19 protein-coding genes are annotated in these 22,555 nt (G+C 70.8%); all 19 read right to left on the reverse strand.

Annotated features, from left to right (window positions below; all coding sequences use genetic code 11):
- Nucleotides 1–112: 112 nt before the first annotated feature.
- Nucleotides 113–1,792, reverse strand: coding sequence for a urocanate hydratase (gene hutU, locus HNQ61_RS00620; RefSeq protein ID WP_170030664.1), 1,680 nt, complete (start codon nt 1,790–1,792; stop codon nt 113–115).
- 60 nt (nt 1,793–1,852) lie between these two features.
- A complete protein-coding gene (locus tag HNQ61_RS00625) occupies nt 1,853–2,440 on the reverse strand; it encodes a Uma2 family endonuclease (protein WP_170030666.1) in 588 nt (195 codons plus the stop codon).
- A 107-nt stretch (nt 2,441–2,547) separates the two neighbouring features.
- Entirely contained in the window at nt 2,548–4,071 is a 1,524-nt protein-coding gene (gene hutH, locus HNQ61_RS00630; RefSeq protein ID WP_170030668.1) for a histidine ammonia-lyase, read from the reverse strand.
- A 400-nt stretch (nt 4,072–4,471) separates the two neighbouring features.
- Nucleotides 4,472–5,644 carry a fibronectin type III domain-containing protein gene (locus HNQ61_RS00635; RefSeq protein WP_170030670.1) on the reverse strand — a complete coding sequence of 391 codons (1,173 nt, stop codon included), beginning with the start codon at nt 5,642–5,644 and terminating at the stop codon, nt 4,472–4,474.
- 232 nt (nt 5,645–5,876) lie between these two features.
- Nucleotides 5,877–8,864, reverse strand: coding sequence for a putative LPS assembly protein LptD (locus HNQ61_RS00640; RefSeq protein WP_170030672.1), 2,988 nt, complete (start codon nt 8,862–8,864; stop codon nt 5,877–5,879).
- A 17-nt stretch (nt 8,865–8,881) separates the two neighbouring features.
- Nucleotides 8,882–9,652, reverse strand: coding sequence for a twin-arginine translocase subunit TatC (gene tatC / locus HNQ61_RS00645; protein WP_170030674.1), 771 nt, complete (start codon nt 9,650–9,652; stop codon nt 8,882–8,884).
- 64 nt (nt 9,653–9,716) lie between these two features.
- Nucleotides 9,717–10,253, reverse strand: coding sequence for a transcriptional regulator NrdR (nrdR, locus tag HNQ61_RS00650; RefSeq protein ID WP_170030676.1), 537 nt, complete (start codon nt 10,251–10,253; stop codon nt 9,717–9,719).
- Between the two features lie 29 nt (nt 10,254–10,282).
- A complete protein-coding gene (ybgF, locus tag HNQ61_RS29070) occupies nt 10,283–11,056 on the reverse strand; it encodes a tol-pal system protein YbgF (RefSeq protein ID WP_170030678.1) in 774 nt (257 codons plus the stop codon).
- Complete coding sequence (locus tag HNQ61_RS00660; protein ID WP_170030680.1) at nt 11,053–11,664, reverse strand: OmpA family protein; 612 nt, start codon at nt 11,662–11,664, stop codon at nt 11,053–11,055. Before HNQ61_RS00660 ends, ybgF begins: the two co-directional genes overlap by 4 nt.
- Before the next feature lie 111 nt (nt 11,665–11,775).
- Nucleotides 11,776–13,077: a PD40 domain-containing protein gene (locus HNQ61_RS00665; protein WP_170030682.1), complete on the reverse strand. Its 1,302-nt coding sequence runs from the start codon at nt 13,075–13,077 to the stop codon at nt 11,776–11,778.
- Nucleotides 13,074–14,063: an energy transducer TonB gene (locus HNQ61_RS00670; protein ID WP_170030684.1), complete on the reverse strand. Its 990-nt coding sequence runs from the start codon at nt 14,061–14,063 to the stop codon at nt 13,074–13,076. Before HNQ61_RS00670 ends, HNQ61_RS00665 begins: the two co-directional genes overlap by 4 nt.
- Nucleotides 14,064–14,065: 2 nt before the next feature.
- Nucleotides 14,066–14,479 carry a biopolymer transporter ExbD gene (locus HNQ61_RS00675; protein ID WP_170030686.1) on the reverse strand — a complete coding sequence of 138 codons (414 nt, stop codon included), beginning with the start codon at nt 14,477–14,479 and terminating at the stop codon, nt 14,066–14,068.
- Nucleotides 14,479–15,183 carry a MotA/TolQ/ExbB proton channel family protein gene (locus HNQ61_RS00680; protein ID WP_170030689.1) on the reverse strand — a complete coding sequence of 235 codons (705 nt, stop codon included), beginning with the start codon at nt 15,181–15,183 and terminating at the stop codon, nt 14,479–14,481. Before HNQ61_RS00680 ends, HNQ61_RS00675 begins: the two co-directional genes overlap by 1 nt.
- A 28-nt stretch (nt 15,184–15,211) precedes the next feature.
- Nucleotides 15,212–16,510 carry a glutamyl-tRNA reductase gene (gene hemA / locus HNQ61_RS00685; protein WP_170030691.1) on the reverse strand — a complete coding sequence of 433 codons (1,299 nt, stop codon included), beginning with the start codon at nt 16,508–16,510 and terminating at the stop codon, nt 15,212–15,214.
- Nucleotides 16,492–17,136: an NAD(P)-dependent oxidoreductase gene (locus HNQ61_RS00690; protein WP_170030693.1), complete on the reverse strand. Its 645-nt coding sequence runs from the start codon at nt 17,134–17,136 to the stop codon at nt 16,492–16,494. The genes hemA and HNQ61_RS00690 overlap by 19 nt, the downstream gene beginning before the upstream one ends.
- On the reverse strand, nt 17,133–17,954 hold the full coding sequence (gene ccsA, locus HNQ61_RS00695) for a cytochrome c biogenesis protein CcsA (RefSeq protein ID WP_170030703.1): 822 nt from the start codon (nt 17,952–17,954) through the stop codon (nt 17,133–17,135). Before ccsA ends, HNQ61_RS00690 begins: the two co-directional genes overlap by 4 nt.
- Nucleotides 17,955–18,039: 85 nt before the next feature.
- Entirely contained in the window at nt 18,040–19,056 is a 1,017-nt protein-coding gene (locus tag HNQ61_RS00700; RefSeq protein WP_170030705.1) for a LysM peptidoglycan-binding domain-containing protein, read from the reverse strand.
- A gap of 450 nt (nt 19,057–19,506) precedes the next feature.
- Entirely contained in the window at nt 19,507–20,961 is a 1,455-nt protein-coding gene (locus HNQ61_RS00705; protein ID WP_170030707.1) for a hypothetical protein, read from the reverse strand.
- Nucleotides 20,962–21,107: 146 nt separating this feature from the next.
- Nucleotides 21,108–22,541: a Dyp-type peroxidase gene (locus tag HNQ61_RS00710; RefSeq protein WP_170030709.1), complete on the reverse strand. Its 1,434-nt coding sequence runs from the start codon at nt 22,539–22,541 to the stop codon at nt 21,108–21,110.
- Nucleotides 22,542–22,555 lie beyond the last annotated feature (14 nt).

Consider the following 22,555-nt stretch of genomic DNA (forward strand, 5'->3'; position numbering starts at 1 on the left):
GCCGGGCGTACCGCGGGATGACGGCGGATGGCGATCATCAGAACGGACACGCCGCGTGTGCCCGGCGTGTCCGTTCTGGTCGGTGGATCGGTGGATCGAAAGACGTCCGGCCTCAGCCCGCGTGCCGCTCGCGCATGGGAATGCGGATGCCCTGCGCGTCCGCCGTCTCGATCGCGGTTTCGTATCCCGCGTCCGCGTGGCGGATCACACCCATCCCCGGATCGTTGGTGAGCACGCGCTCCAGCCGCTCGCGCATCTCCGGCGTGCCGTCCGCCACGATGACCTGCCCCGCGTGCAGCGAGTTTCCGATCCCCACCCCGCCGCCGTGGTGAAACGACACCCACGACGCGCCGCTGGCCACGTTCACCAGCGCGTTCAGGATGGCCCAGTCGGCGATGGCGTCGCTGCCGTCCTTCATCGCCTCCGTCTCGCGGAACGGCGACGCGACCGAGCCCGTGTCCAGGTGGTCGCGCCCGATCACGATGGGTGCGCTGATCTCGCCGGACGCAACCAGGTCGTTGATCGCCACACCCATCTTGGCGCGGTCGCCCTGCCCCAGCCAGCAGATGCGCGAGGGCAATCCCTGGAACTCCACCCGCTCCTGCGCCTGCGTGATCCAGCGGCGCAGGTGCTCGTCGTGCGGAAACAGCTCCAGCACCAGCCGGTCCGTGCGGTGGATGTCGGCCGGGTCGCCGGACAGCGCCACCCAGCGGAACGGGCCCTTGCCCTCGCAGAACAGCGGCCGCACGTACGCGGGCACAAAGCCAGGAAAGGCGAACGCGTCCTCGTAGCCGGCATCGCGCGCCTGGCCGCGCAGGTTGTTGCCGTAGTCGAACGTCACCGCGCCGCGCGCCTGCATCTGCACCATCGCCTCGCAGTGCACGCGCATGGACGCCATGGACCGGCGCTGGTACTCCGCGGGATCGGAGGCGCGCAGCGCGTCCGCTTCTTCCAGCGACAGCCCGGCGGGGACGTAGCCGACGAGCGCGTCGTGGGCGCTGGTCTGGTCCGTCAGCACGTCGGGCGTCACGCCGCGGCGAACGAGTTCCGGCAGCACCTCCGCGCAGTTCCCCACGAGGCCCACGGAAAGCGCCGTCCCGGACTTCCGCGCCTCGTCCATCCACCCCAGCGCCTCGTCCAGCGAGTCCGTCATGCGGTCGCAGTAGCGCGTCTGCACCCGGCGCTCGATGCGCCTGGGATCGACATCGACGCAGAGCACCGCGCCCTCGTTCATGGTCACGGCCAGCGGCTGCGCGCCGCCCATGCCGCCCATGCCGCCGGTGAGCGTCCACGTGCCGCGCAGGCTGCCGCCGAAGCGCTCGCGCGCCACCGCGCCGAACGTTTCGTACGTCCCCTGCAGAATCCCCTGCGTGCCGATGTAGATCCACGAGCCGGCCGTCATCTGGCCGTACATGGTGAGCCCCTGCCGTTCCAGTTCGCGGAACACGTCCCAGGTGGCCCAGCGCGGCACCAGGTTGCTGTTGGCGATCAGCACCCGCGGCGCGTGCGGGTGCGTGCGGAACACGCCCACCGGCTTGCCGCTCTGCACCAGCATCGTTTCGTCGTCCGCCAGCGTGCGCAGCGTGGCGACCATGGCGTCGAACGCCTCCCACGAGCGCGCGGCGCGGCCGGTGCCGCCGTAGACGACGAGGTCCTCGGGCCGCTCGGCGACGTCCGGGTCCAGGTTGTTCATCAGCATGCGCAGCGCGGCCTCCTGCTGCCATCCGCGGCAGGAAAGCTCATTCCCGCGCGGCGCGCGGATCACACGGGGTTCGGCGAGAGTCGCGGACATGAAAGCGGAATGCGTTCGGATTTGTGAGGAAGGGGCGCGGACGAGGCCGCCCCATATGGATCAGCGTGAGGAACGAGAGTGGTCCTTGAGCGGACGCAGCAGATGCGGCACGTCCAGCAGCAGTTCGGGACCGTCCACCCCCGGAGACCATGACAGAACGTCGCGAGCGATCTGTGTGCGGCGCAGATCGTTCTGGATTAGGCGATAAACCTCGATCGCTTTCGCGTCGGAATCCACGATCCAGTATTCCGGAACGCCGTACCCCGCGTATCGATCCCGCTTGATGCCGCGATCGCGCATGGCCGTGCTTTCGGAAAGCACTTCCACTACCAGATCCGGCGGGCCCTCGATTCCACGCTCGCCGATGATCTCCTCCCGGTCACGGCGGACGAAAACCAGATCGGGCTCCAGGTAGTCGCCTTCCCCGAAGATCACGTCGCAGGGGGCGAACAGAACCGTTCCGGCGCCGTGCTCCTCGCAGAACGCCTCGATGGCGGCGAAGATGCGGCCGACGATCTTCTGGTGAATGGTGAGGGGTGAAGGCGTCACGAAGAGTTCTCCGTCAATGACCTCGTACCGGTTGCCGTCATCCGGCAACCGTCTGAACTCCGCGTAGCTCCACCCTCTCCTGGCGGGATGCGTAGCCATCGTCCCTCTCCGGTTCAGTCCACTTCTCTCAACAACTCTCGCCCATCTTCGCCCCGCCGTCCAGCAGCGCCGGCGGATCGCCCATCCAGGCAATCACCCTCGATCCATCAGGCCGGCTCGAGGAGCGCGCCGTCGCGGACGAGCTTGGCGGCGGCTTCGATGTCGGGGGCGAGCACGCGGTCGCCCTCCAGCGGCGGGATCGTGGCGCGGAAGATGTCGTACGCGCGCTCCACGCCCCGCCCGGGGCGCAGCGGCTTGCGGAACTCCAGCGCCTGCGCCGCGCAGAGCAGTTCGATCCCCAGCACCGCCTCGGTGTTGCGCAGCACGCGGCGCGCCTTGATGGCCCCGTGCGCCCCCATCGACACGTGGTCTTCCTTGTTGGCGCCCGTTGGAATGCTGTCCACGCTCGCGGGATGGGAGAGCACCTTGTTCTCGCTCACCAGCGCCGCCGCGGTGATCTGCGCGATCATGAACCCGGAGCACACGCCCGGATCAGCGGTCAGGAACGCGGGCAGGTCACCCGACAGGTCCGGGTTCACCAGCCGCTCCGTGCGCCGCTCGCTGACGGAACCCAGGTCGGTGAGGGCCATCGCCAGCAGGTCCAGCACCTGCGCCACGGGCTGCCCGTGAAAGTTGCCGCCGCTGATCACCAGCCCGTCCGGCCCTTCGTCCGGAAAGATCAGCGGGTTGTCCGTCGCGCTGTTCGCCTCGGTTTCCAGCACCTGGCGGATGTAGGCGAACGCGTTCCGCGCGGCGCCGTGAATCTGCGGCATGCAGCGGATGGCGTACGCGTCCTGAACGCGCGGGTCGTCGTAGCGATGCGATTCGCGGATCTCGCTGTCCGCCAGCAGGCCGCGCAGACGCTCCGCGCTGGCCGCCTGCCCCGGGTGCGGCCGCGCGCGCATGATGGCGGGATGAAACGCGTCCGGCGTGCCGCGCAGCCCTTCCAGCGACATCGCGCCGGCCACCTCCGCCGCCTCCACCACGCGCTCCGCGCCGCGCAGCAGCAGCGCACCGATGCCGGCCATCACCTGCGTGCCGTTGTTCAGCGCCAGCCCTTCCTTGGCCTGCAGCCGCACCGGCTCCAGCCCCGCGCGCCGCAGCGCCTCCGCGCCCGTCATCCGCTCGCCGCGGAACTCCGCCTCGCCCTCGCCGATGAGCACCAGCGCCAAGTGCGAGAGCGGCGCAAGGTCTCCCGACGCGCCCACGGAGCCCTGTTCCGGGATGATGGGATGCACCCCGTGGTTCAATAGGTCCAGCAGGCGCTGCACCACCACGGGGCGGATGCCGCTGAACCCCTTGGCCAGCACGTTGGCGCGCAGCAGCATGATGGCGCGCGTTTCCGCCTGCCCCAGCGGAATGCCGAACCCGCAGGCGTGGCTGCGGATCAGGTTCAACTGCAGTTCCGCGAGCCGGTCGGCGGGGATGGGCGTTTCCGCGAGGCGCCCGAAGCCCGTGGTGACGCCGTACACCGTGGCGCCGCTCGCCAGCGCGCGTTCCACCACGTCGCGAGAGCGCTGCATGCGCGCCTCCGTGCCGGGCGCGAACGCCACCTGCACGGCGGGGTTCGTCGCCACCTCTTCCACCTGCTCCAGCGTCAGGCTGTCGCCGTCGATCTCGATCCGCCGCATCCGTGCTCCGCTCCGGGTGTGTGAACGCGAGAACATAGGCCGATTCCGCACGCCGAACAACGGGTTCGAATCCGCCACGCGTGGCACAATGCTGATCTTCATGGCGGGACGCACGGTTATCGTGCGTGAACTTCAACTGCCCTCACGCGGAGGTCGCGGGGGTCGCGGGGAACTGAAGAAGAGAGGATGATGATCAAAAAAGATTCGTGCAGCAAAGATGCGGTGCCGTGGAGAACATGCCGAGACGCCGATCCGAATCAACCAGTCCTTTGCGGTTCCCCCCGCGACCTCCGCGTCCTCCGCGACCTCCGCGTGATGGCTGTTCAGATGGACGGAGAACGCAAAGAAGGCCGCCCCGAGCACCGGGGCGGCCTTCGTTCATCCACCGAAAGAGAGCGGATCAGCGCGTGATGCTCAGGCGCGGCTCGTTGACCCGCGTCTGGTGCGCCCAGTCAAAGATCATCAGGTCGCGGCCGGTCTGGTCGCTCCCCAGAAGCTGAACCCGCACCACCCCATAGCGCACACCGTTGGTGACCGGAATGCGGAAGACGTAGCTGAATTCCGCGTTCGCCGGCACCGGTCCGCTGGTGTAGCCCGACGTGGGCGCCACCGTGGCCGCGCGGCACCCCGCGTCCGAACCCGGCCCGCAGGCCAGCGCCGTGGTGCGTCCCGGAAATTCCACCACCTGCGCGCCGTTCAGCGGAACGATCTTCCACCCCGCCGCGTCGCTTTCCAGGCGGAAGTGCGCCGCCGTGCTCGATCCCGCCACGATCGGGTTGTCGCCCTCGGACGCCGAGAACACGAACCCGCTCTCCGCGGCGTTGTCGGAAAAGGCGTACAGAAGCTCGCCGTGATAGTCGGGCCGCGGCACGCCGGTCACCTGCGTGCTCAGGTTGCTCACGTGGCCCAGCGTGTCCACCGCCGCCACGCGGTAGCCGAACTCGTGGCCGTTGCCCGCTTCCTCGTCCAGGTACCCGGTGCCGTCCGTCTGCCCGATGCGGTACAGGTAGTCCGTTCCATCCAGGCGCGTAAGGTACACCAGGTAGTGCGACAGGCTGCCGACGGACTGCGGCGTCCACCGCAGGTACACAGCGTCGTCCAGTCCCACCGGCGTCACCGGCGTGGGCGCGGCGGGGCGGCCGGCACCGGGCACCGCCACCGTTTCAAAGAACTCCGAAGGCGTTTCCAGGTTGGCGCCCTCGTTCACCGCCGCCACGTAGAAGTCGTAGCTGCCGCCCGGCTGCACGTTGCGGTCGCGGTACACGCACCCCGACGTGGTGCACGAGGTGACCGTGGCGATGAGGGAGTAGCCGCTGCTGGAAGTGGCGCGGCCGTAGACGCGGAACACCTCGCGGTTCCAGTCCGAAGGCGGCTGCCAGGTGACTTCCACCACCGGGTAGCCCACGGGCGCGCCGGACGAGGAAAAGTCCTCCAGCACCCACTCGTAGCGGGCCGCCACGTCGCGCGGCTCGCCGGGCTCGTCGCCCCGGATGATGACGTTGGGATCGTTGTCGCAGGCGGCGAGCAGGAGCGCCGCCGCCGAGGCGGCCAGGGTGCGCGATCTGATTTTCATGGGAAGCGGTCGGTACAGGGTGTCGCGGCAGAACGGGAGGTCTCCGTCCATCCCCGGCAAAGGCAACCCGCATTCCGCGCGGGGCCCGCGCGGAGCGGTTCATCCAAGCGGTTACATCCCATGTACTTGCCGTCGCCGGCCAGGTTCCGCGCCGCGGGGCGGGTGTCCCGCCTGAACGGCAAACGGGCGTCCCCGGAAAGGGACGCCCGTTGGTCTTCCGCACCGGAAGGGATTACTGCTGCACCGTTCCGGCGGTGGTCGCGCGGTCCGTACCCAGGTTCTGGCGGCGGTAATCCGTCTTCAGGTCCGGCAGGTCGATCAGGTGCACGGAAAAGGAGAACGACGTGTTCCCCGTAGGCGTGCGGATGAAGTCGAAGTTGGCCTGCCACCGGTACAGGTCGCGCTTCAGGTTCAGCACGTGCGTGCCGAACTCGCTGCGCGTGATCGAATAGTCCGTACGCCAGCTGACCGCCCAGTTGCGCGTGGGATAGAACGACACCGACCCCGAAAGCTGCTGGCTGTCGTCCGTCTCCACCTGCGGAATCTGCTGCAGCGGGTCCGCCCGGCGGCGGCGCAGCGAGTACGCCACCTGCGCGTTCCACGGCGTATTGCTGCCCCCTGTCCCCGTCACCACCTCGCGCCCGGTGCTGGTCTGCGCCCCGGGCGGGTCGATGGGCGCCTGCCCCTGCCCCGCAGGCGTGCGCCCGCGCTCCGCCGCCCGGTCGTCCTCGCTGGCCCGCGCAAAGCCCATCCACCGGAACAGCGCCGAGTTGGCCCCGAAGCTCACCGAGGTCTGCAGGCTGGTGAGGAACGGGGCAAACGTCCCGCGCTCCGACCGCGGCGTCAACGCGCCGTCGTCCTGCACCACGCGCTCGCGGAACAGGTCGTGGCTGAGCGACACCTGGAACCCGCCGAACAGGTCCGAGCGCAGCGTGTTGCTCAGGTCATCGGTCTGAAAGCGCCGCCCGTAGATGTCGGTGGGGACGAAGCTGTACGCCACCGCACCGGTGTTGATGGCCAGCAGCGTGATCTTGCGGTCCTGGTCCGGCGCGTCGCCGCCGCTGGACGGCCCGCCCGCCGAGTCCACCGCCGCGGTGGAATCCCCCGGCGCGGCCGCTTCGGCCAGCCCGGGGTTCAGGTCGTTGGTGTTCTGCGCGTTGCCGCGCCCGGCGCGGGCGATCTCCTCGTCACGGGCGGAACGGACGGGGCGCCGCACCTTGGCCTCGAACGTCTGGTCCAGGTTGAAGGAGATCTGGTTCTGCTCCGCGCCGCCCTGCGCGCCGAACACCGCCTCCTGCCGCGCCGTCTGCCGCACCGCCGGCGAGTACACGTAGCTGGCGCCCGGCCGGATGTGGTGCCGGATGGCCGAATAGCCCGCCACGCCGGGGAAGAAGCCGAACAGCTCCGTCTGCAGCGCCGCGCCGAAGTTCACCCGCGGCGCCGCCCCCACGAAGCTGCCCAGCGCCGCCTGCTCGAACGGGTTGGGCCGCGGCGTGCTGGAGCCGGGCCGCGGCAGCCCGGAAGCCGTGTCGCTGCGGCTCAGGAAGTTCTGGCTCACGCTGATGCTGGGGCTGAGCCGCGTGTTCCCCATCAGCCGGAACTCGTAGGACGTCGACGCGTTCACGTCCAGCGTCTGCCGCGCCTGTCCGGGCACGTAGCCCAGCGCCGTCGTGTTCACGTCCGGCGACAGCGCCGTGCTGTCGATGGGCAGGAGCGGGTCGCGGTTCTGGCTGGCGTAGCGGATTCCGCCGCCCACACCCACGCTGCCGAAGCGGATGCTGCTGGTAAGGCTGGCGCCCGCGTTCCACTCGTCCGCCAGCCGCCGCGCGAAGCCCTCGTCCCGCACCGACTGGTCGTACTGCAGGTCCGTTCCCAGCGTCAGCGCGCCGTCGTTGTACCACCGCGCGCCGCCCTCCCCCGCGGGGAACAGGGTAATGGTCTGCGGGCTGATGTTGAAGGTGCTGCGGAACGTCTTGTCGCCCGTGGCGATGGACTGCCGCAGCTCGCCGCCGGTGGCCAGCTGCCCCCAGTCCATGCGCCGGCTCAGGGCGAAGGTGCTGCTGATGTCGCTGGTCTGCCGCGCCGGGTCGATGCTGCGGTTGCGCTCGAACCGGGTGTTGGAGGTGTAGTTGGCCGAGGCGTTCAGCGTCGTCCGCTCATCCGGCAGCCACGAGCCGAGGCCGTTGATGTTCTGGTCCGTTCCCGTCTCCCGCCAGAACTGCTGGAACGAGACGTTGCCCCGCAGAAAGCGGCGCCGCCAGTTGAACTCGTAGCCGCCGGTGACCGCCTGCCACGACTGGCTCCGCCACTCGTACGCCAGGCTGGCGCCCATGTAGTCGTTGATCGCCCAGTAGTAGCCGATGTTGGATACCTGCCGCCCCGTGCCGCGCTGGTTGTCGCCGCGGGCGTCCGTGCGCACGATGTCGTTGACGTCAAAGCGCGGAATCAGCACGCCGCTGGCGCGACCCTGGGCCAGGTCCTTGACGATGAACGGCAGGACGAAGACGGGAACGTTGCGGAAGTACAGGTACGCCGGCCGCCCCACCAGGATGCGGTTGCGGATCACCTTGATGCGGTCGGCCTTGAAGTAGTAGGCCGGGTCCTCGCGGTCGTCGGAGGTGAAGGTGCTGCCGGTGGCGTACACCCGCGTTCCCTCATCCTCCGCGGTCACGTTGCCCCGCACGAACCAGGTGGCGCCGCTCTCGTTGATGGCGGTCTGCGCCCCGCGCACGCTGGTGCGCCGCGCGTTCAGGTCGTAAAAGAGGACGTCTCCCTTGATGTCCTGCCCTTCTCCCGTCACCTGCGGCCGCCCGTACACCTCCACGAAGTCGCTGCGCTCGCGGTACACGATGCTGTCCGCCGCCTGCAGCCGCGTTCCCTCGCGGGTGACCACGGGGTTGCCGCGCAGCCGCAGCGTGCGGTCGGCGTTGCTGAACGAGGCGCTGTCGCCCTGGTACTCCACGGGAACGTACCCCTCCAGCCGCAGCAGCTCGTCGATGAGCGAGTCCTGCACCACCTCGCGCCGCGGGGTGGTGTCGCGCGAGGCGGAGTCGGGCGCGGGGCGCAGGCCGGGGCGCGGCGTTTCTGCCCGGCCGCCGCGGGGAGGCGGAATGCGCTGCGCGGCTGCGGTTGGCGCGGCGGCCGCCACGGCCAGCAGCGCCAGGCAGAGCGAAGCGAGAACCGGCGCGCGGAACAGCCGGGGGACCCTGATGCGTATCATCGAAACCACCTGCTCCTTCAATCGGCCGGCGCGGCGGCCAGGTTCTCGCGGCGCCGCACCACCAGCCGTGACAGGAAGATGCTGAGCTCGTACAGCAGAATCAGCGGCAGCATCATCATCACCGTCACCGTGATGACGTCGCCGGGGGTCAGCACCGAGGCCAGCGCGGTGATCCCCACGATGGCGTGGCGCCGCTTGGAAGCCAGAAACTGCGGCGTCACCAGCCCCATGGCCGACAGGATCAGAATGACCACCGGGAGTTCGAAGACGATGCCGAACCCCAGCAGCAGCCGCATCACCATGGACATGTACGGCCCCACGACGATGTTCTGCTCCAGAAAGTCCGTTTGAAAGTTCATGGTGAAGCGCAGCGTCATGGGCAGCACCAGCTCGTACGCCATCACCACGCCCACGATGAACAGCACCACGCCCAGATACAGAGAGGGCACGATGACCCGCCTTTCGGACGGCATGAGCGCCGGGGCCAGAAAGGACCAGATCTGGTAGATGACGATGGGAGACGCCAGCACCAGCCCCGTGGCCAGCGCCAGCTTCAGCGTCAGGAAGAAGGGGTCGGTGGGGCTCAGGTACTTGAGCTTGCCCCCGTTCAGAAACGGCTGGATGGGTTCGATGAGCAGCTGCATGACGCGCATGTGCTGCACCAGCAGGTACCCCCCGATGGAGCACACGATCACGGCCAGCAGACTCCACAGCACCCGCCAGCGCAGCTCCTCGAGGTGGTCGAGAAACGGCATCTCCGCCGGCCTGGGCACGTTCACCTTCGCCATCCTGAACCCCGCGCTATGAAACAGAGAAACGGGCGCGGCTCCTCCGCGCCCGCATGGTTCCCGGTCAGTCCCGCCCGTCTCCGTCTTCTTCGCCCTCCGGCAGCCCCAGCTCCAGTTCCGGCTGGTGGCGCCTGATCTCGCGCTGCGTCTGCCGGTCGCGCAGGTCGCGGAACTCCATCAGGAACTCTTCCGGATCCTGGAAGTTGCGGTACACGGAGGCAAAGCGCACGTAGGCGATGTGGTCGCGCCGCTTCAGGCGCTCCATCACCATCTCGCCGATTTCGCGGCTTTCCGCCTCACCGCTTTCCCGCCGGTCCAGGTCGCGCTCGATCTCCTCCACCACCCGTTCGATCTCGGTGGGGCTCACCGGGCGCTTGGCCGTGGCGATCTGAATGCTCAGCAGCAGCTTGCGCCGGTCGAACGGCTCGCGCTCGCCGTCGCGCTTGGTGATCTGCAGCGGGCGTTCTTCGATGTACTCGTACGTGGTGAAGCGGCGCTCGCAGCGCAGGCATTCCCGCCGCCTGCGCACGGCGCGCCCCTCCCGCACGCTGCGCGAGTCCACGACGCGGTCGTCCGTGTGGTGGCAGAAGGGGCAGCGCACGGCCTAGGACCCCGAACCCGTCGGGCGGTTCACCGCGTCCCCAGCCGCTGCAGCTCCGTGCGGGCCTCGGTGGCCTCGGCGCTGCGCGGGTAGCGGGCGATGACCGCGTTGAAGCGCAGCCGCGCCTCCGAGCGGTTTCCGCGAGCCAGTTCCAGCCGCCCCATCCGCAGCAGCGCGGCGGAGGCGCGGGGCGAGGTGGGATACAGCTCCAGCACGCGGCCGTACGCGGTGATGGCCGCGCCCCGGTCGTTCCCCGTCTCGTACGTCTGCCCGATGTTGTACTGCGCCTCCGCGGCCAGCCGGTGCTCCGGGTTGGCGCGCAGAAACTCCTCGAACCCCGTGCGCGCCGTGGATACCGAGCCGCGGCGCATGGCGGCGAGCGCGGCGTCGTACAGCGCCTGCGGATCGGCCGCGTCGTCGTCCGCGGAGGCGTTGCCGCCCGTGGACGCCGCCTGCGCCGCCGCGGCCTGCTGGCGGCGCGCTTCCTCGGCCGCGCGATCGATCTGCGTGCGAAGCTGGCCCAGCTGCGCCTGGTTCTGCCCGCTCAACTCCTGGATCTGCACCAGCTGGCGGTCGATGGCCAGCAGCCGGTTGGCCAGGTCGCCGCGCAGACGGATGTTCTGGTCGCTCAGCGAGTCCAGCATCGCTTCCGTGCGCTGGATCAGCGCGTCCACCATGCTGTCCTGGCGCGCCTGGTTGGCGGCCATCCCCAGTTGCAGGTCGCGGATGTCCTGCTTGGTGGCCACGCACCCCGCCGCGGCGGGAAGGAGGGCCAGCAGCGCGGCGAATCCCGCGCGCCTCACCGCAGCTCCGTCGGCACCACGCGCACTTCGCCGCCCGCGATGGCGAACTCCGCGCGGCGGTTGCGGGCGTAGGCATCTTCCCCGTCGCCCTCCACCAGCGGGCGCTCCTTGCCCATGCTCACCGGAACGAAGCGGTCCGCGTCAATGCCGTAGTTGGCCAGCCACTCGCGCACGGCCTCCGCGCGGCGCTGGCCCAGGGCCAGGTTGTACTCCGTGCTGCCGCGCTGGTCGGCGTGGCCCTCGATGCGCAGCCGCAGTCCCGGGTTGGCCTGGAGGACGGCCGCCTTCAAACGCAGGATGCCGGCCGCGCGCTCGGTGATCTCGTTGCTGTCGTACTCGAAGAAGACGATTTCCGTGAGTGCCTCGCGGGCGCCCGCTGTTTCGCGCGCCATCCGCTCGCGTTCCACGCGGTCCCGCTCGGCCCGGTCCGCGGCGGCCTGGCGGTCGCGCTCGCCGGCCAGGCGGATGCTGTCGGCCCGCGCGGCGGCGTCATCCACGCCGGAGCCGGCGGTCGTGTCCGGCTCGGGGCTCACCGCCGGCTTCTTCTTGCAGGCGCCCAGCGCCAGCACGGGGACGAGGGCAAGGACCATGGCGTTGCGAACGTTCATCCGGTCTCCACGGAAAACTGGTGCGTAGGGCAAGTGCGTGAGTGCGTTAGTGCGGGGTGCGTCAGTGCGACGGACCGAAGTACGAAAGTACGAGAGTACGAAAGTGCGACCTCAGCGGCTGAGGCGCTGGAGCGCGGGGGACCAGTCGGGGAGGCCGAAGCCGCCGCCGGGCACCAGCGTGCGCGTCTTGCCCGTCGCGGTGTCCAGGATGATGAGGCCGTTGCCGGCCGCGTACACCAGGTGCCGCCCGTCCGGGGCCCAGCTGGGGTCCTCGTTGCTGCCACTGGTGGTCAGCATGCGCGGGCGGCCGCCGTCCGCGCTCACGGCGGCGATCTGCATCCGCCCGTTCACCCGCGTGTGATAGGCGATCACGGGGCCCGCGGGCGACCAGTCCGGCGAGGTGCTGTAGCCGCGCTGCCCGTACGCGTAGTCGCTGATCAGCCGCGGCTGGCCGCCGGGCTCCATCACGTAGATCTGCGGCTCACCCAAGCGGTCGCTCACGAATGCGAAGCGCCCCCCGTCCGGCGCCCACGTGGGCGACAGGTTGTCGTAGCCGCGGCCGCGCGTCTGCTGCTGCAGCCCGCCGCCCGCGCCGCTGATCGTGGCGATCTCCGTGTTTCCCGACACCGTCGTGGCGAATGCCACCGTCCGCCCATCCGGCGAGTACGACGGGGTGATGTTGATCCCCGCCCGGTCGGAAAGGACGCGGTCCGCGCCGGTGGACAGGTTGCGCTCGTACAGCATGGGCGCGCCGCCGCGAAAGCTGGTGTACGCGAGTCGTCCACCGTCCGGCGCCCACGCGGGCGAGAGCGCGATGGAACCGTCGCTGGTGATGCGCGTCAGGTTCTCGCCGTCGCTGTCCACCGCGTAGATTTCCTTGCTCCCCCGGCCCTGCGTCACGAACGCGATGCGCGAGGCGGCCATCCCCGGCTCGCCCGTGGCCCAGCGGACGACCTGGTCGGCCGCGGCGTGGGCCGCCATGCGGAATCCCCGCGCGTCCGCCGCCGGGATGGGGAACGAGCCTGTCCCCTTGGGCTGGCCGTAGACGGCGTCGTACAGCGTCATGGTCAGCGTCAATCCGCCCGCGCGGGGAGCCACGCTGCCGCGCAGCACCCAGTCGGCCCCGCGCTCGCTCCACAGCGCCAGGTTCACGGAATCCGCCGCGCGCACGCCGGTGGCCTCGCGGATCTCGAAGCGGTCGCTGAACGTAAGGTCGCGCTGCACGATGGTCCGCAGCGCCTCGCCCCCCGTCCCGCCAAAGGGGAGAACGACGAAGCCCGGCTGCCGCGACGTCTCGTACGTCGTGCGAAGCTGGACGACGACGGAGTCCTGCGCGGCGGCGGGCGCGGCGGCCATCAGCACGCCCGCGCCGCAGAGGGCGAGGGAGAACAGCGATCGAAAACGCGAAATCATTGCGCGATGCTCGGGGAAATGTCGACGCACACCGGAAGCTCTTCCGCCCCGAAGGCGCTGGGGAGCGCACCGAACGCGCGGCGTGTTCCGGCCTGCTCGGCGGCTTCCATCAGCGCCAGCCGGAACGCGGCCCCGCCCCGCACCCGCTCGGTGCTGATGGCCGCCGTGGTGCCGTCGCGCAGAATGCGGAAGCACACGTTGCCGCTGCCGCCCTCCGCCCCTTCCGGCGCGCGAAAGAAGCGGCGCACCTGACGCACGATGTTCTCGCAGTAGCCCGGCGACGGGCAGCGCGCGCCCGCGGAGCGGACGGTCAATCCCTCGCCGCCGGGCGAGTTGGCGTCCGGATTGCGGCCGGTCGCCGGGCCCGTGCGAGTTCCGTCGCCCCGCGTGGTGTTGGCCGCGGTGCCGGTCCCCGGCCGGGTGGACGCGCCGCCCGCGCCGGTCGCCGGACGCGCAGGCGTCGTCGCGCCACCCGCGGCTCCACCCGTCGCGGGACGCGTGGCGGGCGTGGACGGGCGCGCCGCCGGCGGCGTGGTCCGGGGCGGCGTCGCGGGCGTGGTGCGCGGCGGCGTGGACGGCGTCGGACGCGGCGGTGTGGGTGCGGGTCGCTGCGGTGTACGCTCGGGGGCGGGCCTGGGTTCCGGCGCCTTCTCCGGCGTGCGCGTTACCGGCGGCGCCGGCTTGGGCGCGGGAGGCGCGGGTTCCGGCTCCGGCGCGGGCGGTTCCGGCTCCGGTTCCGCCGCGGCGGGGGCCGGAGCGGCGGCGGCGGGCGGGCCCGCGTCCTGGTTGGCCGGCGGCTCCGACATGGGCTCGCCCAGGACGTTGGGCGGCGGGGAAACGATGTCCACCGCGTAGACCTTCGTCTTCGGCAGCGACGGCGGGGAGGCGCCGGCCGCAGCCAGCGTCATCGCCAGCCCGGCGATGGCGTGCAGCGCCACGGAGGCCAGCACCGGCCCTCCCGTTCCGCCTCCCGTGCCGCGGCGCATCGTCAGTTCCCCGTCTCTTCTTCGGCGACCAGGCCGACGGTCGCCACGTCCGACGCCTTCATCATCCCCAGCACCTGCACCACGCGGCCGTACGGCACCGCCTCGTCCGCCTTCAGATAGACGCTGCTGGCGCCGCGCTCCTTGACGATGGCGGGAAACTGCACCGCGAACTCCTCCATCCGCACCGCCGCCTCGCCGATGTACACCTGCCCGGCCCTGTCCACCGTGACGATCAATCCCTCGCTGGACGGCACGGACTGCGTCTGCGCGCGCGGTACCTTCACCTCCACCCCGCCCTGCATCATGGGCGCGGTGATCATGAAGATCACGAGCAGCGTGAGGACCACGTCCACCAGCGAGGTGACGTTGATCTCCGCGCTGTATCCCAGCTCCTTGCGGTCGCGGCGGCGCGGCATCAGATGCGCCCTTCGCGGGCTAGCGCACCGATCAGCTCGCTGCTGATTCCCTCCAGCTCCGCGCTGAAGCGGTTCAGCCGGCCCAACAGGTAGTTGTACGCCATCGCCGCGGGGATGGCGACCACCAGGCCGCCCGCCGTGGCGACGAGTGCTTCCGCCACGCCGGGCGCCACGACGGTGATGCTGCTGCTCCCCGCGCCGGCGACGGCCAGAAAGGAGTTCATCACCCCCAGCACCGTACCGAGAAGCCCCAGCAGCGGCGCCACGCTGGCGATGATGGCCAGCCAGTTGAGGCCGCTCGCCAGCTCGTCGCGCTCCTCGCCCTCTTCCTTTTCGAGGACGATGCGGAGGACTTCCAGCTGCGCGGGAGACAGGCCGCGCACCTCGGAGCCGGCCCGCGCAGCGCCGGGCCGCAGCTCGCCAAAGAAGGCGGCGCCGCGCTTGAACAGCCGCGTGAAGGGAGAATCGCCCATGCCGCGCACCCACGAGTACGCCTCGTCCAGCGAGCCCGCGCTCTCGATGCGGTCCAGAAACTGGTCCGCCTCGCTGTGCAGGCGGCGGAACTGCAGCGACTTGCGCACGATCAGCGTCCACGAGACCAGCGACAGGATGGCGAGCACCGCCATGACGATCTTGGTGGAAGGGGTGCCGTGGACAATCATCTGCCACGCCGACCCGAACTCGCTTCCGCTGTGCTGCTGCATCAGGTGATGAAATCCGGATGAGAGGAGGTCACTGGCCGTCCCCGCGGGGCTCGGCGTCCAGTTCAAACAGGTAGCGCGCGGTGTCCAGCACGCCCGTCCCGCGGCCGTTGCCCGCGGCGCTGCGCAGGTTGACCGTGGGGGCGTGCAGCACCTTGTTGACCACGGCGCGGGTGAGCGCGTCGATGGCGGCCTGGTCCTCGGCGCTCAGGTGCGCCAGCTGCCGCATCGCCCGCTCCACCTCGGCGCGGCGCAGCGCCTCGCCCCGGTCGCGCAGCGCGCGGATGGTGGGGACGACGGCGAGGCTGTTGTACCACTGCCAGAAGTCTTCGACCCCCTCCGCCACGATGCTCCCCGCCACGGGGAGCTCCGCGCGGCGGCGGCCCAGGTTGTCGTCCACGATCTGCCGCAGGTCATCCACGTTGTAGAGAAAGACGTTGGGCTCGTTGCCCACGCCCGGCTCCACGTCGCGCGGAATGGCGATGTCGATGATGCACAGCGGGCGCTGCGGCCCGGCCGGGAGCGCCGCGCGCAGCCGTTCGCGCGTGAGCACGGGGTGCGGCGCGGAGGTTCCGCAGATGACGATGTCCACCGAGGGCAGCGCCGCGCCGAAGTCGTCCCACTGGATCGCCTCGCCGCCGCACCGCTCCGCCAGCTCGCGCGCCCGCTCAAAGGTGCGGTTGGCGACGATGGCGGTCCGCACGCCCTCCGAACGAAGCAGTTCCAGCGTCAGCTCGCTCATTTCCCCCGCGCCCAGAATGAGCGCCTTTCGCCCCTTGAGCGCGCCGAAGATCTTCTTGGCCAGGTCCACCGCGGCGCTGGGGACGGAGGCCGCGCCCACGCCCAGCGCCGTCTCGCTGCGCACCCGCCCGCCGATGGAAAACGCCGTCTGGAACATGCGATGGAGGGCGGGTCCGACGACCGGCCCCTCGGCCCCCGCCACCTCGCGCGCGACGGAATACGCCTCCTTGACCTGCCCCTGGATCTGCGGCTCGCCCAGGATCATGCTGTCCAGCCCGGACGACACGCGGAACAGGTGCTCCACCGCCGGCCGGTCGCGGTGCACGTACAGGTACGGCGCGGCCCCGGCGGACGCCATCCCCACCCGCGCGGAAAGCAGGTCGCGCGCAAGCTCCACCCCCTGCGATCCCTCGGGGGTGGCCAGGTATACTTCTGTACGGTTGCAGGTGCTGAGGATGACGGCCTCGCCCGCGGCCTCTTCCGCCAGCCCCACGAGCGCGCGCGGAAGCTCGGTGCGCCCAAAGGCGAACCGCTCCCGGAGCTCGATGGGCGCCGTGTGGTGACTGACTCCTACGACTGCGACAGGCATCGTGAGATGGCCCGCTCCACTTCGTCGTCCCGGCCGCGGACCGCGTGGTCCAGAAAGCCGGGCGTGATGAGATCAAACCAGAAGGCCCGCCGCCGGGCATCATCCCCGGCCCAGCGCGCCTGGATTTCGGCCCGCACCTGCGACAGGCGGCGCACCGCGCGCCCCAGTCCGGGGGTGACGACCGTTTCGGCCAGCCGCTCGCGGATGCGCCGCGCCAGCAGCGGCGACGCCCCGCCCGTCGAGAGCGCGACGACGACGTCGCCCTCCCGCAGCGTGGACGGAACCTGCACCTCGCCCGCGTCGCCCTGGTCCGCGCGGCTCACCATGGCCCCCGCGGACCGCGCCGCATCCGCCACGGCCGCGTTGACATCCACCGAGTCCGTGGCGGCGAACACCAGGTGGTACCCCGCCGCGTCCGTTTCGGCCGACCAGGGGCGCCGGTGCCAGACCAGGCCCTCCCGCGCCACCAGATCCGCCAGCTCCGCCGTGGCTTCCGGAGAAACGACGTCCGGCCGCCCGCCCGCCTCCACCAGCCCCGCCACCTTGCGCGCCCCCACGGCTCCACCGCCCACCACCAGGACCCGCAGCCGCGCCACATCCAGCAGCACGGGATAGCGCGCGCTCACAGAAAGCCCGAGCCGGCGGCCTCGGCGGCGCGCAGCACCACGTACGCCGCCACCACCACGGCGAAGCCCACCACGGTGGTCATGGCGCCGCGCCGGGCGTGCGTGGCGTTCCCGGCGCGCGCCAGGAGCGCCGCCACAAAGGCCAGCCACGTGACTACCCCCCAGACGACTTTGGGGTTTCCCGCGTGCATGGCCGGGCCGAAGCGCTGCGACCACGCCCACCCCAGCAGCAGCGCCGCCGTCAGGCAGGGCAGCCCGGTGAGCAGGGCGCGCACGCCGATGCGGTCCAGCGTGTCCAGGGGGGGAAAGAAGCGGAACACCGCGCCGAACCGCTTGTCCTTGAGCTGGCGGAACTGCAGCAGGTACATGAGCCCCGCCGCGAAGGCGATCGTCAGCCCCGCGTACCCCGCGAACGCCAGCGTCACGTGCAGAATGAACCACGGCCCGCGGTACGCCAGCTCCGGACCGGTGGGCCGCAGCCCGGCGATCTGGGCGATGGCGGTGAGCAGCGCCGCCACGGGCACCAGCACCAGCCCCAGCGGCCCGCTGCGGCCGATGACCGCAAGCAGAAGCGACCCCAGCGCAATCAGCAGCGCCAGGGTGCTCAGCGAGGGCGCCAGCCCCACCAGGGGCGGCTCCCGGAACGACGTCCAGTACGATCCCAGCGCGGCGGCGTGCGCCCCCACGCCGGCGGCCAGCGCGGCGCCCGCGGCCAACGGCGCCCGCTGCGCCGCGCGGGCCAGCGACCACCCCAGCAGCGCCGCGGTGACGGCGTACAGCACCAGGGCCAGCGAGTGCAGCCCCAGGGTCATGCTCATTCCCATCCCTCCGCAAGCAGAGGCGCCCTTCCACAGGGAAGGGCGCCGCGGGCACCACCCGGCCGGGGCACGCTGGCGGTGCGCGTCACCGCATCCGCGCTACGCGCCGCACCGCCAGCCCGGTAGTGATGCTGGGCTGGCCCAGCTCCGTCACCCGCACCGACGCGCTCCCTCCGGTGACGCGCACCACCTGCATGCGCGCCACGTACACTTCGGGGCGAATGCCCAGCCGCGACCGGTGCCGCGGCTCGTACGCCTCGAACACGTCGCCCACCGCCACGCCCGAGTCGCGCCCCACGTTCAGGAACAGAATGGACTCGGTGCGCTGCAGGACGCGGCCTTCCTCGTCGAACGCGATCACGCGGCCCTCCAGGTCCGGCTCGCCGGCCTGGCTGCGCGCGTTGGGCTCCAGCGGAAAGCGCTCCCAGGGCACGGCCACGTCGTTGGGCTCCATCGGGGCGTACAGGCCCACGACTACGACGGTCGCCACGCCGCTGTCCACGGCGGCCACGGTGCCCACGCCGGTGGGGCGGTAGATGCGTCCCACGCCGCGCATTTCGCGCCCGGGACGCAGAAAGCGCAGCCGGTCGCCCTCGCGCACCGACTCGTCCACCTGCACGAACACGCGGTCGTACTGGTTGATCTGCGGCGGCATGCGCAGGTCCAGCGCGGAGTGCGCCTCCGGCTCCGTCAGCCGGCCCACCGGCACCACCTCGCCGCGCCGGGCAATGAAGCCCACGCGGTAGAAGTCGCCCGGCAGCACCTCGGGGCGCGGGACGCGCTCGCCGAACTGCACGCTGGGGCCGCGCTCGCGCGGAAGCCCGCCGTTGAACACCGTTTCCGTCGCGGCGGCCGGCACGCCGTCGGGAAGCACCAGGCGCTCCGACGGATAGATGCGGGCCGGGTCCTGCACGACGTTCGTGTTGAGGCGGAAGATTTCCGGCCACAGGAACGGGTCGTTCAGGTAGTTGCGCGCGATGTCCCACAGCGTCTCGCCGGGGCGCACCACGTGGACGCGCTCGTTCTGCGCGTCGTTCTGGGCGGCCAGCGGCACGGCCGCGAGCAGGCCCGCGGCGGCGATGACGGTTGCGGCTGTTCTCACGAGACCCCGAAGGTGGTGTGCAGGAGGCGTGGGATTCACCCGGAGCCGGGAGCCGGCGCACGGCCGGCCCTCGATGCGGCGCCACCCGCGGCGCGCAGCCGAAAGTGTAAGCCGCGGCACGGCGAAAGGCAAGGCGAATCAGGAAAAAAGCGGATGGGTGTGCACGACGGCCCCGCCAGAGGCGTGCCGGATGCGCCTTCGCGCAAAATCCAGCGGTTCCGCCGTTTTCCGTGGATTGGGCGCAGCCGGCATCCACTGATACGGGAGCAGGACGTGCAATGTTTTCCGGATCTGCACCGCGTTGCCGGGTCTGCAAACGGCCCTCACGCGGAGGTCGCGGAGGTCGCGGGGGTCGCGGAGGTCGCGGGGAGAATGAGCGAAGCCCCGGCCGCGGGTGCGGTCCGGGGCTTCTCGATGATCGCGGATGACGGCGCGGGATGATCCGGCGCGTCAGCGTTCGGCGGCGGGGAGGCCGGCGCCGCGGCGGCAGGCGGCGGCCATGCCCGGCTCCGCCGTTTCGCACCGCGCCGCGCGCCGCTCCGGGGTGCCTTCCAGTGCCTGGATGCTTTCGCCCACGATGCGGTAGCAGTCGCTCTTGATCGCCCCGTCCGTCACGATGCGGCAGAAGCGCAGCCCCTCGTCCGGATCGGCCGAGACGTTGACCAGGTTCTGCGCCACGCCCTGTACGCACCACAGCTGCCCGCGTCCCTCCGCCCGGCCGCACAGTTCCAGCGAACGCGCATGGTTCTGCTCGGTCAGCGCCGTGATGTCGCGCCCCAGGCTGGCGAAGCAGGCGGGGCGGAACGCCTCGGGGGCCTGCGCGCAGTTGCTGGCCGTCTGCGTGATGTCGCCGTTGTTGAAGTACAACATCACGGACGTCTGCATGCTGTAGCAGGCATTGCCGTATCTGGCGTTCACCGCGTTGCAGGGATAGTGCGGATCGCTCCGGTCCAGCGCCTTCCACGCCCCGCGCGCCGCCATCCCGTGCCCCGCATGCGCGTCCGCCCCCATGTCGTGGCCTGCGTGTTCGGCGGCGGGCATGTCGTGGCCGGCGTGTTCGTCCGTCACCGTGTCGTTGGGGGAGTATCCAGCCGCGGGCATGGTATGGCCGGCATGCTCGTCCGCCGGCATGTCGTGTCCGGCGTGCTCGTCGGCGGCCGCCGCGCCGTGCTGCGTTCCGGCGTGCCCTTCCGCCGTGTGGTGCGGGTGGCTGACGTTCACCAGGTTCTCCATGAAGACGCCGCCGTAGCAGCTTTCACGGATGAAGTTCTCGCTCGCCTGGTCGCAGGCCTCCAGCGCCATGGGGACGTGGTTCGCGTGAACCGCCATCAACCCGTGCCCCATGCCGTGCGCGCACTGAAAGAAGAGGAACGGCGACGCGCGGTGCGGAGCGCAGACGCCGTCCAGTTCCGTCTTCCCCACCGGCTTTCCGGCGGACTTGAGGGCCAGAAAGTAACCCTGCACCACGCCGTGATAGCAGCCGGACATCTGCGAGGGCGTGCACCCGGCAAAGGTGGCCGCCAGCGTCTCCGGCGAGCGGTACGCGCTGATCCCCAGCCCGTGCGCCAGCGCGTGCGCATTCAGCCGTACCTCGCCGTCCTGCGCGGTCAGCGTGTCCAGCACCTCCATGGACTTGGCGATCCCCGCCGGGTCGATCAGCCCGGTGAGCGCGCGCTCCACGCACGCCTGCTTTCCGCCCGCGGGCCGCTTGCATCCCTCGCGCATCCACGCCGCGATCTCGCCCGCGCCGGACCGCGGCGTCCACGACGCCTGCGCCAGCTCGGTGCGCGGGCCGATGGAGGGGAGCGAGGGCCCGTACATCCCGTGCTCGGACCACGCGCACGAAGCGGCGAGCATCAATCCGGCGGCGGTCAGCAGAGTGCGGGCGAGCGAACGGATCGTCATCAAAAGACCTGACGGCGAAAGTGGGGGTGTCGGGGGATCAGTGCGCCAATGTGATGGCGCCGGACGCGTCCCGCAACGGTGCCCCACGCAGAACCGCCGCGCCCTCCGGTGAGGGCGCGGCGGTTCCGATCCGTCCTCCGTCGCGCTCAGGCCGCGGGCGATCCTAGCGCGGCCAGGTAGCGCAGGCCGGTCATGCTGGGCAGAAAGCAGTACACGCTCCCCGCCGTCTGGATCATGCGGGAAAAGCCCGTGATGGTGGTGTTGTTCGCGCCGTTCTTGCCCAGCGCCGCCAGCGTAAAGGAGCTGGCGCCCGGGTCGTTGACGCCCAGAAAGACGTCTTCGCCGCTGATGTTCCACACCGCGTTTCCCGCGTTCGTCCCGCCCGGCCCCGTGGCGGCTTTTACAAAGGTCGACAGCTGGTTCCACTGCCCCTGCAGAAACTCGAACTGGTTGAACAGGCTGGCGTTGATGAAGTAGCCCACCAGCCCGCGGGGCGTGTCGTCCGGCCTGGCCGGATCGTACGCGGGGCCGTACGGCATGGCCCGCCGCACGATGCGGTGGTGCGTGGCATCCGTCCCCACCACCGCCTCGCTGCGCGGGTTGTTGCGGCGGATGTGCGAGCCGATGGGGCACTTGAGGCCCAGCGTGTCGTCGTTGGCGGGATCGGACGGCTGCACGTAGGTAAAGTCGTTCAGCTGATGGCTGGGAAGGCACGCGCCGCCCTCCGGCACCAGCTCCAGCGGGTTCCCGTTCCGCCACCGTCCGCACACCTTGGCCGCCAGCAGCTCCGGCTCGATCCCCGCCTTGGCCGCGTACGTCGTCAGGAACGATTCAAAGCCCGCCACGTCCTGCTGCAGAATGCGGAACGCCGCGTAGCTGCTGTTGGTGGAAAGCGCCGCGGGCTGCACGGAATAGGTGCCGCCGGACGCGTTGGGATAGCCGAGCAGAAACTCGCCGGTGGGCACGACGGGCTGGTCGTCCGGCGTGGGACGCTTGCGGCGGGGCGCGCCCAGCACGGTGGGCTGCGCGATGTTGTCGCGATAGCCGAAATGCACGCCGTTGTCGGGAAGCGCGTTGGCGTCGGCGGCCAGCAGCTCCGTCATGCAGCCGGCGAAGGCGGCGCGCAGCGTCTGCGTGGTCGCCTCCAGCACGGCGGGATCTTCCGTCACCCACAGGTTGAGGACGACGTGCACGCCCGCGCCGCCGTCCGCGCCGAGTCCGCCCAGCCAGTTGGCCGGCGCGCTCTCGTTCACGTCGCCGATGGTCTGCGCCGTCTGCGTATTCGCGGCTCCGCGCTGGAACGCGGGATCGAAGGTCGCCAGTTCCTGCGCCGTCACGCCCAGCGCGGCCAGCCCCGTGGCCGTGAAGCTGATGTTGACGAACAGGTCCGGCTTCACGGACGGGCGCGCGGCGGTGGTCACGGCCGGCAGACCGCCCGTTCCATCCACCAGGTTGGCCAGAAAGGCGCGGGCGCCCGCCGCGTCGGTGATGCTCAGGATGAAGTGCCGCGCCAGCTCCACCCGGTATCCACTCAGGATGGTGCCCTGCACGTCGGTGTAGTCGATGGAAGCGGTGGTCATGATGGGAGGGGGGA

This window comes from Longimicrobium terrae (assembly GCF_014202995.1).
Lineage (GTDB): Bacteria > Gemmatimonadota > Gemmatimonadetes > Longimicrobiales > Longimicrobiaceae > Longimicrobium > Longimicrobium terrae.